The organism is Streptomyces sp. NBC_00557 (genome assembly GCF_036345995.1).
Taxonomy (GTDB): Bacteria; Actinomycetota; Actinomycetes; order Streptomycetales; family Streptomycetaceae; genus Streptomyces.
This window is the reverse complement of the sequence record NZ_CP107796.1, coordinates 483,937-498,162: the sequence shown is the minus strand read 5'-3', so window position 1 is coordinate 498,162 and position 14,226 is coordinate 483,937. Positions and strand designations below refer to the sequence as shown.

Genomic DNA, 14,226 nt, shown 5'->3' with positions numbered 1-14,226 from the left:
CCCCTGGCCCCGTGACCGCATCGAAGTGCGAAGTGTGGAGCTGAGCATGTCCTCCGAAAAAGTCGTCGAAGCCCTGCGTGCCTCGCTGCGGGAGAACGAACGGCTGCGCAAGCACAACCAGCAGCTGGAGCAGGCGATGACCGAGCCGGTCGCCATCGTCGCGATGGCGTGCCGCTGGCCGGGCGGGGCCGACACCCCGGAGGACTTCTGGCGGCTCCTCGCCGACGGCACGGACGCCATGACCGGCTTCCCCGCCGACCGCGGCTGGGACCTCGACGGCCTGTTCCAGCACGACGGCGGCCGGGGCAGCGCCGCCACCGAGGGCGGCTTCGTCCACGACGCCGACCGCTTCGACGCCGCCTTCTTCGGCATCTCCCCCCGCGAGGCCCTCGCCATGGACCCGCAGCAGCGGCTCCTGCTGGAGGTCGCCTGGGAGACCGTCGAACGCGCCGGCATCGCCCCCGCCGCCCTGCGCGGCAGCAGCACCGGCGTGTTCGTCGGCGCCAGCAACCAGGAGTACGGCTCCGGACTCCGCGAGATCCCCGAAGAGGTCGAGGGACACATCCTCACCGGCAACACCGGCAGCGTGGTCTCCGGCCGCGTCGCCTACACCCTCGGCCTGGAGGGCCCCGCGGTCACCGTCGACACCGCCTGCTCGTCCTCCCTCGTCGCCCTCCACCTCGCGGTGCACGCCCTGCGTGCGGGGGAGTGCTCCCTCGCCCTCGCCGGCGGCGTCGCCGTCATGTCCACCCCCGGCGCCTTCGTCGAGTTCAGCCGCCAGGGAGGCATGGCCGCCGACGGCCGCTGCAAGCCGTTCGCCGAGGCCGCCGACGGCACCGGCTGGGGCGAGGGCGCCGGCCTGCTCCTCTTGGAGCGCCTGTCCGACGCCCGCCGCAACGGACACCGGATCCTGGCCGTGATCCGCGGCAGCGCCGTCAACCAGGACGGCGCCTCCAACGGCCTCACCGCGCCCAACGGCCCCTCCCAGCAGCGGGTGATCCGCGCCGCCCTGGCGTCGGCCGGGCTGACCCCGGCCGACGTGGACGCCGTCGAGGCGCACGGCACGGGTACGACGCTGGGCGACCCGATCGAGGCGCAGGCGCTCCTCGCCACGTACGGCCAGGACCGCGAACGCCCGCTCTTGCTGGGCTCGGTGAAGTCCAACATCGGCCACACGCAGGCCGCCGCCGGTGTCGCGGGCGTCATGAAGATGGTGCTCGCCATGCAGCACGGGGTGCTGCCGCGCACCCTGCACGTCGATGCGCCGTCCTCGCACGTCGACTGGTCCGCCGGTGCCGTCGAACTCCTCACCGAACCCCAGGAATGGCCGACGCACGACGACCGCCCGCGCCGCGCGGGAGTGTCCTCCTTCGGCATCTCCGGCACGAATGCGCATGTGGTGTTGGAGGAGGTGCCGCAGGAGTCTGTCGGGTCCGGGTCCGGGTCTGGGGCCGATGGTGACGGTGTGGTGGTGTGGCCGCTGTCGGCTCGGGGTGAGGAGGCGTTGCGGGCGCAGGCGGCGCGGCTGCTGGAGTCCGTGGCCGACGGGTCGGGGTCGGCGGCGGATGTGGGGTGGTCGCTGGCGGTGACGCGGTCGGTGTTCGAGGACCGTGCGGTGGTGGTGGGCTCGGACTGGGAGGAGTTGCGGTCCGGGCTGGCCGCGGTGGCGGCGGGTGAGTCGCATGCGCGGGTGGTGCGGGGTGCGGCGGTGCGGGGGCGTACGGCGTTCCTGTTCGCCGGTCAGGGTTCCCAGCGCCTGGGCATGGGCCGGGAGTTGTACGGGCGGTTCCCGGTGTTCGCTGCGGCGTTCGACGCGGTGGACGCGGAACTGCCGTTCGATCTGAAGGCGGTCGTCTTCGGTGAGGACGCCGACGCGCTGAATCGCACGGAGTTCGCGCAGCCTGCGTTGTTCGCGCTGGAAGTGGCGTTGTTCCGGTTGCTGGAGTCGTGGGGTGTGCGCCCGGATGTGCTGGCGGGGCATTCGATCGGTGAGATCGCTGCCGCGCATGTGGCTGGCGTGTGGTCGCTGGCGGATGCGTGCCGTCTGGTGGCGGCGCGCGGCCGGTTGATGCAGGCGCTGCCGGCCGGTGGTGCGATGGTGGCGGTGCAGGCCTCGGAGGAGGAGGTGCTGCCCCTGCTCGGTGAGCAGGTGGGTGTTGCCGCCGTCAACGGGCCGCAGGCAGTGGTGGTTTCCGGCGCGGCTACGGCCGTCGAGGAGATCGCCTCGCGCTTCCGTGCCGAGGGCCGCAAGGTCACCGCTCTCCGTGTGAGCCATGCCTTCCACTCGCCGCTGATGGAGCCGATGCTCGCGGACTTCCGGGAGGTCGTGCGGAGCCTGTCGTACGACCGTCCCAAGCTCCCCATCGTCTCGACCGTGACCGGTGTGTCCGCGAGTGACGAGGAGTTGACGTCGCCCGAGTACTGGGTCGACCACGTCCGCCGCACCGTCCGCTACGCCGACGCCGTCCGCACCCTCGCCGACGAGCACGCCACCGTGCGCTTCCTGGAGCTCGGCCCCGACGGCACCCTCACCGCCCTCGCCGGGGCCGTGCTGCCCGCTGCGGAGTACGACGCCGAGGCGGCCGTCGAGCCACACGTCGCGGTGCCCGCGCTGCGCAAGGAAGGGCCGGAGCAGGTCGCCCTGCTGAGCGCCGTCGGTGCGCTGCACGCGTACGGGCTCAGCCCCGACTGGTCCGCGCTGTTCCCCGGCGCGAAGGCTCTCGCCCTGCCCACGTACGCCTTCCAGCGGCAGCGGTACTGGCTTGCGGACGTGGCCTCGAGCGGGGACGACGGACGGGGAGGGGCGGTCGACTCGGCGTTCTGGGCGGCCGTCCGCAAGGGTGACGTCCAGGAGCTGGCCGGGCGGCTGGCGCTGGACCCCGATGTCCTCGCGCCCGTGCTGCCCGCTTTGACGGCCTGGCACCACAGCAGCGTGCGGCGGTCCACCGCCGCGTCCTGGCAGTACCGCGAGACGTGGACGCCCCTGGAGGTCCCGGCCGGTGCGCCCTCCGGGGTCTGGCTGGTGCCGTTCTGCGCCGACGACGCCGAGGCCGCCGAGACCGCGGCCACCGTCGCGGACGCGTTCACCGCCGGCGGAGCCAGGGGGATCCCCGTACCGGTCGCCCCCGACGCCGACCGCGCCCGGATCACCGCCGCTCTGGGCGAGGCCCGCCATGGCGGCTCCGCCCAACTGCTCTCGCTGCTCGCGCTGACCGAGACCCCGCACCCCGGCCACGACGACGTGCCCCTCGGCCTGCACCTGAACACCCTGCTGCTGCAGGCGCTGGCCGAGACCGGGACCGGGGCGCGGCTGTGGGCGGCCACCCGGTCCGCGGTGTCCGTCGGCGCCGCCGACCCGCTCACCCGGCCGGCGCAGGCCACCGCCTGGGGCCTGGGCCGCACCGCCGCCGTCGAACACTCCGACCTGTGGGCCGGCCTGGTCGACCTGCCGTCCCGGCTCGACGAACGCATCCTGACCCGGCTCATCGCGTGCGTGACCCGCCCCGGCGACGACAGCGAACTGGCGGTGCGCGACTCCGCCGTGTTCGCGCGCAGGCTCGTCCGGGTCGTCCGCGACGACGACGACCGTCCCGAGCCGCGGTTCACCGGAACGACCCTGATCACCGGCGGCACCGGCACCATCGGCGCCCACGTCGCACGCCACCTCGCCCGGCAGGGCGCCGAGCACCTGCTGCTCGTCAGCCGGCGCGGACCCGACGCCCCCGGCGCCGGCGAACTCCGCCGCGAACTCGAAGACTTGGGCGCCGAGGTCACCGTCGCCGCCTGCGACCCCGCCGACCGGGCGGACCTGGACGCCCTGCTCGCCACCGTGCCCGCCGACCGGCCCCTCACCGCGGTCCTGCACATGGCGGGCGCCCTCGACGACGCGCCGATCACCGCGATGGACCCCGAGCGGTACGCCACCGTCCTGCGCGTCAAGCTGCGCGCCGCCGCCAACCTCGACGAGGCGACCCGCGACCTGGAGCACCCCCTCACCGCGTTCGTGCTGTTCTCGTCGATCGCGGGCGCCCTCGGCTCCGCCGGCCAGGCCGGATACGCGGCCGGAAACGCCCACCTCGACGCCCTGGCCCGTGCCCGCCGCGCCGCCGGACTGACCGCCACCTCCGTCGCCTGGGGCCCGTGGGCCGGCGGCGGCATGGCCGACGACCCGGCCGTCCTGGCGCGGCTGCGGCGCGGCGGGCTGACCCCGATGGAGGCCGAACCGGCGCTCACCGCCCTCGGCCGGATCCTCGCCCACGACGACACCTGGGCGCTGGTCTCCGACATCGACTGGGGCCGTGTCGCCGACGGACGGCGCGGACTGCCGGGCGGCGCCCTGTTCAGCCGTATCCCCGAGGCCGCGCACGCCGCGGCGGCCGCCGCCGACCCGGCCGACGCACACGGCGGCCGGCTCCGCGCCGAACTCGCCCCGCTGGGGGCGGCCGAGCGCCGCAGGCTGCTGCTGACGCTGGTCCGGCGCAGCGCGGCCACCGCCCTCGGCCACCCGACACCGGAGAGCATCCAGCCCACCCGGGCGTTCCAGGACTGCGGCTTCGACTCGCTCACGGCCGTGGAACTGCGGAACCTGCTCGCCACCGCGACCGGCCTCCCCCTGCCCACCACCCTCGTCTTCGACCACCCCACCCCGGTGGCCCTCGCCGACCACCTGCTCCACGCGCTCGACGACGGCACCCTGCCCACCGTCCAGCACACCGCCGGCGCGCCCAGGAGCGCCGGCGGTGACGAGCCCATCGCGATCGTCGCCATGGCCTGCCGCTACCCCGGCCGGGTCGGCTCGCCCGAGGACCTGTGGGATCTCCTCACCCGCGGCGGCGACGCCATCTCCGCGTTCCCCGCGGACCGCGGCTGGGACCTTGACGCGCTCTACGACCCGGACGCGCGCCGCCCTGGCACCAGTTACGTCGGCGAGGGCGGCTTCCTCGACGGGGCCGCCGAGTTCGACGCCGCGTTCTTCGGGATCTCGCCGCGCGAGGCCGTCGCGATGGACCCGCAGCAGCGGCTGCTGCTGGAGGTGTCCTGGGAGGCCGTCGAGCGCGCCGGACTCGACCCGCGAGCTCTGCGCGGCAGCAGCACCGGCCTGTTCGTCGGCTGCGGCCACCAGGGCTACGGCGCCACCCTCACCGATGTCCCCGACGACGTGCGCGGCCACCTGCTCACCGGCAGCGCGGCCAGCCTCGCCTCCGGCCGCGTCGCCTACGCGCTCGGACTGGAGGGCCCCGCCGTCACCCTCGACACGGCCTGTTCGTCGTCGCTGGTGGCGTTGCATCTGGCGGTGCAGGCGCTGCGCAACGGTGAGTGCGATCTGGCGCTGGCCGGCGGTGTGACCGTGATGTCGACGCCGGGCGTCTTTGTGGAGTTCTCCCGCCAGCGCGGGCTCGCGGCGGATGGTCGGTGCAAGGCGTTCGCGGAGGGCGCGGACGGCACCGCCTGGTCCGAGGGCGTCGGCATGCTCCTCGTGGAACGGCTGTCGGACGCGCGCCGCAACGGGCACCGGGTGCTGGCGGTGGTCCGGGGCAGCGCGGTCAACCAGGACGGCGCTTCCAACGGTCTTACGGCGCCGAACGGTCCGTCGCAGCAGCGGGTGATCCGGCAGGCGCTCGCCGGGGCCGGGCTCACACCTGCCGACGTGGACGCGGTGGAGGCGCACGGCACGGGTACGACGCTGGGTGATCCGATCGAGGCGCAGGCTTTGATCGCGACGTATGGGCAGAACCGTGAACGGCCTTTGTGGCTGGGGTCGGTGAAGTCGAACATCGGGCACACGCAGGCCGCCGCCGGTGTGGCGGGCGTGATCAAGATGGTGCTGGCGTTGCAGCACGGGGTACTGCCGCGCACGTTGCATGTGGAGGAGCCGTCCTCGCACGTCGACTGGTCGGCCGGTGCGGTGGAACTCCTCACCGAGGCCCGGGAGTGGCCGTCGTACGACGGCCGGCCGCGCCGCGCCGCCGTGTCCGCCTTCGGGCTCAGCGGCACCAACGCGCACGTCGTCCTGGAGGAACCGCAGACCGACGACACCCCCGCCCTGCCGGACCTGCGACCCCCTGCCGACGTCGTACCGTGGACAGTCTCCGCACGCAGCGACGAAGCCCTGCGCGCCCAGGCCACCCGGCTCGCCGCCCACCTGCGCGCCCACCCCGGCACCACCCCCGCACAGGTCGGACACGCCCTCGCGACGTCCCGGTCCGTGTTCGAACACCGGGCCGTCGTCGTCGGCGACGACCGCACCGCCCTCCTCGCCGCCCTGGACGCCGTCGGCCGTGGCGAACCGGCCCCCGGCGCCGCCGTCGGCACCGCCGGCACGGAAGGCGGTGTCGCGTTCCTCTTCGCCGGACAGGGCTCCCAGCGCCTCGGCATGGGCCGCGAACTCCACGCGGCCTTCGACGTGTTCGCCGACGCCTTCGACGCAGCCTGCGCCCACCTGGACAACGAACTGGGCCGCTCCCTGCGCGACATCGTCTTCGGCCACGACCAAGCGGCCCTGGACCGCACCGAGTTCACCCAGCCCGCCCTGTTCGCCTTCGAAGTGGCCCTGTTCCGGCTGCTGGAGTCGTGGGGCGTACGGCCGGACGTGCTCGCCGGGCACTCCATCGGTCAGCTCGTCGCGGCCCACGTCGCCGGCGTGTGGTCCCTGGAGGACGCCTGCCGCCTCGTCGCCGCCCGCGGCCGGCTCATGCAGGCCCTGCCCGAAGGCGGCGCCATGGTCGCCGTCGAGGCGTCCGAGGACGAGGTGCTGCCGCTGCTCGCCGGACTGGAGGCCGAGGTCGGCATCGCCGCCGTCAACGCGCCCCGCTCCCTCGTCGTCTCGGGCACCGAGGACGGCGTCTCCCGCGTCGCCGGACACCTCGCCGGGCTCGGCCGCCGCACCACCCGGCTCCGCGTCAGCCACGCCTTCCACTCGCCGCTGATGGAGCCGATGCTGCGGGACTTCCTGCGCGTCGCCGAGAGCCTCACCTACCACCGGCCGCACATCCCGATCGTCTCCGACCTCACCGGCACCCTCGCCGACCCCGGCGAACTGTGCGCCGCCGGCTACTGGACCGCCCACGTCCGCCAGCCCGTCCGCTTCGCCGACGACATCCGCCGCCTGCGCGAACAGGGCGTCACCCGCTACCTCGAACTCGGCGCCGACGGCACCCTCACCGCCCTGGCCCGCGCCTGCCTCCCCGACGACCCGGCCACAGACCCCGCCACCGGCCCGGCCCCGCTGCTCGTGCCCGCGCTGCGCAAGGACCGCCCCGAGATCCCCAGCCTGTACGACGCCCTCGCCCGGCTCCACGTCCACGGCGTCGACGTCGACTGGACCCCGGCGTTCGGCGCCGCGCCCACCGCGCCGGCGGTCGACCTGCCGACGTACGCCTTCCGGCACGAGCGCTACTGGCTCGACCACGGCACCACCCCCGACAACGCCGGCGCCCCGTCCGCGCGGACCGCCGCCGACACCGTCGACGACCGGTTCTGGGAAGCCGTCGAGTGCGAGGACGTCGACGCCCTGACCCAGACCCTCGGCGTGCGGGCCGAACAGATCGGCGCGGTCGTCCCCGCCCTCGCGTCCTGGCGCAGGCGGCAGCGGCAGCAGACCGCCGTCGACGCCCTGCACTACCGGGTGACGTGGAAGCCCGCCGCCACCGAACCCCCCACTGCGGACTCCGAACCGGCGGACAGCCGCTGGCTGCTGCTCCTGCCCGGCAGCCCCGAGGGCGACGACCCGACCCCGGACGCCGTCGTCACCGCCCTCGGCGGCCCAGACCGGGTCACCGCCGTCGAAGTCACCGGCGACGACCGCACACACCGCGCCGCACTCGCCGGCCGGCTGCGCACGGCGACCGGGCAGCACCCCGTCCGGGGCGTACTCGCCCTCGCCCACCTCGCCGGCACCGACACCGAAGGACTGCCCCTCGGCCCCGCCGTCGTCGCCACGCTGCTGCAGGCGTGCGGGGACGCCGGTGTGGGTGGCCGGGTGTGGGTGGTGACGCGGGGTGCGGTGTCGGTGGGCCGTTCGGACGGTGCGCCGGATCCGGTGCAGGGTGCGGTGTGGGGTCTGGGCCGGGTGGCGGCGCTGGAGTACCCGGACCGGTGGGGCGGTTTGATCGACCTGCCCGACACCCTCGACCGGCGCGCCACGGCCCGCCTCACGGCAGTCCTCCTCGGCTCGGGCCCCGAGGACCAGCTTGCCGTCCGCCCCTCGGGCGTCTTCGGCCGCCGCCTCGAACGCGTCACCCCGGCCGGTGGCACCACCGCGTGGCAGCCGCGCGGGACGGTCCTCGTCACCGGCGGGACCGGCGCGCTGGGCGCCCGCGTGGCCCGCTGGGCCGCCGAGCAGGGTGCCGAGCACCTGGTGCTGGTCAGCCGGCGTGGCATCGACGCACCGGGCGCGGCCGATCTGCGGGACGAACTCCGGGCCACCGGTGCGCGCGTGACCGTCATCGCCTGCGACGTGGCCGACCGCGAGGCCCTGGCCGCACTCCTCGCCGAGCACCCGGTGGATGCCGTGGTCCACACGGCGGGCGTCCTGGACGACGGTGTGATCGACGCCCTGTCCCCGGAGCGGTTCGCGGGCGTCCTGCGGACCAAGGCGCTCGGCGCGCTGCACCTGGACCAGCTGACCCGCGACCGCGACCTCGACGCCTTCGTCCTCTTCTCCTCCATCGCCGGCACCCTCGGCACCTCCGGCCAGGGCAACTACGCGGCCGCCAACGCCTTCCTCGACGCACTCGCCGAGCGCCGCCGCGCGGCAGGACTCACCGCCACCTCCATCGCATGGGGCCCGTGGGCCGACGGCGGCATGGCCGACGAGGAGGTCGTCGCCTGGCGCATGCACCGCGGCGGCGTCCTGCCCCTGCAGCCCGCTCTCGGCATCCTGGCCCTGCAACGCGCCGTCGGCGCACCCCGGCCCGCCGTCATGGTCGCCGACATCCACTGGGGCGAGTACGCGCCCCCCTTCACCATGACCCGGCCGAGCCCCCTCATCGAGTCGCTCCCGGAGGCACGGGCCGCCGTCGAGGGCGCCGGCGCCGCCTCCGAGCGCTTCGGCCGCGGCGACGGCTCCGGCCTACGCCACCAGCTCACCGGACTGACCCCGGCCGAGCAGGAACGGGTCCTCCTCGAAATGGTCCGCCTGTGCGCCGCCGGCGTCCTCGGCTACTCCGGCGCCTCCGCCGTGCCCGCGGAGCGCGCCTTCCGCGACCTGGGCGTCGACTCCCTGACCGCGGTCGAACTCCGCGGCACCCTCGCCATGGCCACCGGCGTCCCCCTCGCCGCGACCGTGGTGTTCGACTATCCGACGCCGGTGGCGCTGGCGCGGTATCTGCGTGAGCAGCTGCTGGGTGAGCTGGCAGAGGCGGAGCCGTCGTCCACGGTGGCCGTGCCGGTGTCGGACGATCCGGTGGTGATCGTGGGGATGGCGTGCCGTTTCCCGGGTGGGGTGAGCGATCCGGAGGGGTTGTGGCGGCTGCTGTCGGAGGGCGGTGACGCGGTGGGTCCCTTCCCGGCCGACCGCGGCTGGGACCTGGCCGCCCTGTACGACCCGAACGCCGAACGCCCTGGCACGAGTTACGTGGACATGGGCGCCTTCCTGGACGGGGCTGACCTCTTCGATGCCGGGTTCTTCGGGATGAGTCCGCGGGAGGCGCTGGCGGCGGATCCGCAGCAGCGGCTCCTGCTGGAGACGTCGTGGGAGGCGTTGGAGCGGGCGGGTATCGCTCCGGGGGGGCTGCGGGGCAGTCGTACGGGTGTCTTCGCCGGTACGAACGGTCAGGACTACACGGGTGTGCTGCTGGCCTCGGGTGAGGACTTCGAGGGTCATGTGGGCACGGGGAACGCGGCGTCGGTGCTGTCGGGCCGGGTGTCGTACGTGCTGGGGCTCGAGGGGCCGGCGGTGACGGTGGACACGGCCTGCTCGTCGTCGCTGGTCGCGCTGCATCTGGCGGTGCAGGCGCTGCGCAACGGTGAGTGCGATCTGGCGTTGGCCGGTGGTGTGACGGTGATGTCGACGCCGGGCGCGTTCGTGGAGTTCTCCCGGCAGCGGGGGCTCGCGGCGGATGGTCGGTGCAAGGCGTTCGCGGAGGGCGCGGACGGCACGGGCTGGGGCGAGGGCGTCGGCGTCCTCGTCGTGGAGCGGCTCTCCGACGCGCGCCGCAACGGGCACCGGGTGCTGGCGGTGGTCCGGGGCAGCGCGGTCAACCAGGACGGCGCCTCCAACGGTCTCACCGCACCCAACGGCCCCTCTCAGCAGCGGGTGATCCGGGCGGCCCTCGCGAGCGCCGGACTGAAGCCGTCGGATGTGGACGCCGTGGAGGCGCACGGCACCGGCACCGCCCTCGGCGACCCCATCGAGGCGCAGGCGCTGCTGGCCACTTACGGCCAGGACCGCGAACGCCCGCTGTATCTGGGCTCGGTGAAGTCGAACATCGGGCACACGCAGGCCGCCGCCGGTGTCGCCGGTGTGATCAAGATGGTGCTGGCGATGCAGCACGGGGTGCTGCCACGCACCCTGCACGTGGAGGAGCCGTCCTCGCACGTCGACTGGTCCGCCGGCACCGTCGAACTCCTCACCGAAGAGCGGGACTGGCCCGACTCCGGGCGTGTCCGCCGGGTTGGCGTGTCAGCGTTCGGTGTCTCCGGGACGAATGCCCACATCATCCTTGAGCAGCCGGTCGAGGAGGACCGTAAGGTCGTGGAGACCGGTCCGGTGCCGCCGTTGGTGCCGTGGGTGGTGTCCGGGCGGAGCCGTGAGGCGCTGCGGGCGCAGGCCGGGCGGCTGGCGGAGTTCGTGTCCGAACGGGCCGGGGTGTCACCGGATGCGGTGGGTGCTGCGTTGGTGAGGTCGCGGTCGGTGTTCGAGCACCGGGCCGTGGTGTGGGGCACAGGCCGGGAGGAGTTGCTGAGGGGCCTGCGGTCCGTCGCCGCCGGTGAGCCGGCCGGTGCCGGTGCGATGGTCGGTAACGTCGGTGAGGGCGGTCGTACGGCTTTCCTGTTCGCCGGTCAGGGATCCCAACGCCTGGGCATGGGCCGGGAGCTGTACGACGAGTACCCCGTGTTCGCGGACGCCTTCGACGCCGTATGCGCTCACCTCGACACCGAACTGCCGCGTCCCCTGCGGGAGATCGTCTTCGGTGAGGACGCCGACGCGCTGAATCGCACCGAGTACGCCCAGCCGGCGCTGTTCGCCCTGGAAGTCGCCTTGTTCCGGCTGCTGGAGTCGTGGGGTGTGCGCCCGGATGTGCTGGCGGGTCACTCCATCGGTGAGATCGCCGCCGCGCACGTGGCTGGCGTGTGGTCGCTGGCGGATGCGTGCCGTCTGGTGGCGGCGCGCGGCCGGCTGATGCAGGCGCTTCCGGCCGGTGGTGCGATGGCGGCGGTGCAGGCCTCGGAGGACGAGGTGCTGCCCCTGCTCGGTGAGCAGGTGGGCATCGCTGCGGTCAACGGGCCGCAGGCGATGGTGGTTTCCGGCGCGGCTACGGCCGTGGAGGAGATCGCCTCGCGCTTCCGTGCCGAGGGCCGCAAGGTCACGGCCTTGCGCGTGAGCCACGCCTTCCACTCGCCGCTCATGGAGCCGATGCTCGGCGACTTCCGCAAGGTGGCCGAAAGTCTGTCGTACGAGCAGCCGCAGCTGCGGATCGTCTCCACGGTCACGGGCGAGGAGGTCACCGGCGACGAGCTGATCTCGCCGGACTACTGGGTGCAGCATGTGCGGGCCACGGTGCGCTTCGCCGATGCCGTACGGGCACTGGACGCGCACGGTGTCCGTCGTTACCTCGAACTGGGTCCCGACGGCACTCTGACCGCCCTCGGGCAGGCCGTGCTGGACGACAGCACCGGGCCGGATGCCGATGCCCCGGTGCTGGTGCCGGCCCTGCGCAAGGACCGCCCTGAGAACGGTTCGGTGGTGTCCGCGCTCGCCGCTCTCTTCGTGTCGGGCGGTGAGGTCGAGTGGTCGCGCGCGTTCCCGGCCGTGGAGCCGGTGGAGCTGCCGACGTACGCCTTCCAGCACCGGCGGTTCTGGCCGGCTCCCGCACGACCGGAGGCCGTCGCCGGTGCGGGTGGTGAGATCGACGCCCGGTTCTGGGAGGCGGTCGAGCGCGAGGATCTGGAGGCACTGGCCGGGGAGTTGGACCTGGAGCAGGATGTCATGGGCTCGGTGCTGCCCGCCCTGAGCTCCTGGCGTCGCCGGAGCCGTGAACAGGCCGAGCTGAACGGATCCCGGTACCGGGTGCGCTGGCAGCCGCTGACCAGTCTGCCGCGCGGGGCCGCGCTGTCGGGCCGCTGGCTGCTGGTCGTCCCCGACGGCCTCGCCGGGGACTCCTGGGCCGTGTCGGTCCGGGAAGCCCTGACGACCGCGGGCGCCGACGTCGAGCTGCTGGCGCACGAAACCGGCGCGGACCGCGCCGAACTCGCCCGGCGCCTGGAGGGCGTTGGATCGGTCACCGGTGTGGTGTCCCTGCTGTCGCTCGTCGGCCAAGTCCGGGACGACGGCGTGCCGTTCTTCGTCTCGGCCTCGTTGACACTGGCGCAGGCCCTGGGTGACGCGGGCGTGACGGCACCGCTGTGGGTGGTGACCCGTGGCGCGGTGTCGGTCGGCGGGGCGGACCCGGCGGTGGACGCGGTACAGGCCGCCGTCTGGGGTCTCGGACGCGTGGCCGCGCTGGAGATCCCCGGACGCTGGGGCGGTCTCGTCGACCTGCCGAACTCGTGGGACGCGGCCTCCCGTTCCGCACTAGCGGCGGTGTTGGCGGGCGTGGGTGATGAGGATCAGGTTGCGGTGCGGGCGTCGGGGGTGTTCGGGCGGCGGCTGGAGCGGGTGCCCGCTACCGGGGCGGACGCGGCGGTGTGGCGGCCGCGGGGCACGGTGCTGATCACCGGTGGTACGGGCGCGTTGGGCGCCCGTGTGGCCCGGTGGGCGGCCGGGAACGGTGCCGAGCACCTGCTGCTCGTCAGCCGCCGCGGCCTCGACGCGCCTGGCGCGGCCGAGCTGCGGGACGAGCTGGCGGCCACCGGCGTGCGGGTGACGGTCGCCGCCTGTGATGTGGCCGACCGTCAAGCGGTGGAGGCTCTTCTCGCCGAGCATCCGGTGGATGCGGTCGTGCATGCGGCCGGTGCGGTGGTGAACGTGCCGTTGGAGGAGATGTCGGGCGAGGAGCTTGCCGAGGTGTGGGCGGGCAAGGTGGCCGGTGCCGTGCATCTGGATGCGGTGTTGGGGGAGCGGGCGCTGGACGCGTTCGTGGTGTTCTCCTCCATCGCCGGGGTGTGGGGCAGTGGCGGTCAGGCCGGTTACGCGGCGGCCAACGCCTTCCTCGACGGCCTGATCGAAGCACGTCGTGCACGTGGGCTGGTCGGTACGTCGGTGGCGTGGGGGCCGTGGGCCGAGAGCGGCATGGCGGCCGGTGCGGAGGCCGTGGAGGCGTTGCGGCGTCGGGGTCTGGCGGCGCTGGAGCCGGTGCGTGCCGTACGGGCGCTGGCCCGGGCGGTCACCGGTGCGGAGCCGGTCGTGGTCGTCGCGGACGTGGACTGGGCCCGGTTCACCCCCGCCTACACCAGCGTGCGTCCCAGCGCCCTGCTGACCGGCCTACCCGAAGCCCAGGCGGCCACCGCCGAGATCGCGGGCACCGGTTCCGGCGACACGGCCGGTGCGGGCCTGCACGACCAGCTCGCCGCGCAGCCGCAGGAAGAGCGCCGGCAGGCCCTGCTCGACCTGGTGCGCCGGCGGGCGGCGGAGGTGCTGGGACACGGCGATCCCGGGGCCGTCGGGTCCGCCCAGGCCTTCCGGGAACTCGGCGTGGACTCCCTGACCGCCGTGGAGCTGCGCAACCGGCTCTCCGCCGACGCCGGGGTGAAGCTGCCCAGCACCCTCGTCTTCGACCACCCGACGCCGCGTCACCTGGCGGCGTTCCTCGACGAGGAGCTGTTCGGCGGGGAGGCGGCAGACGCGGAGAGTGCGCTGGTCGCCGAGCTGGACCGGCTGGCCGCCACGATTTCAAGGCTTTCCCCAGAGATGGCCGTCAGGGCTCTCGCCCAGGCGCGTTTGCGCAGCATGCTGGCGGAGCTGGGTGATCAGCACGAGGCCGATGCCAAGGCCACGGTCTCCCAGCAGCTCGAGGCGGCGTCGGACGACGAGATCTTCGACTTCATCAATCGGGAGCTCGGCCGGTCCTGAACGCCGGCGTCGCAGCCGCAGCAGGCCGAACCGTTCCTACCGCCAACAACGTATGG

1 protein-coding gene is annotated in these 14,226 nt (G+C 74.2%); it reads left to right on the top strand.

The features are described from left to right. Positions 1-46 precede the first annotated feature (46 nt). Entirely contained in the window at positions 47-14,170 is a 14,124-nt protein-coding gene (locus OG956_RS01775; RefSeq protein WP_330336126.1) for a type I polyketide synthase, read from the top strand. Positions 14,171-14,226: the final 56 nt, after the last annotated feature.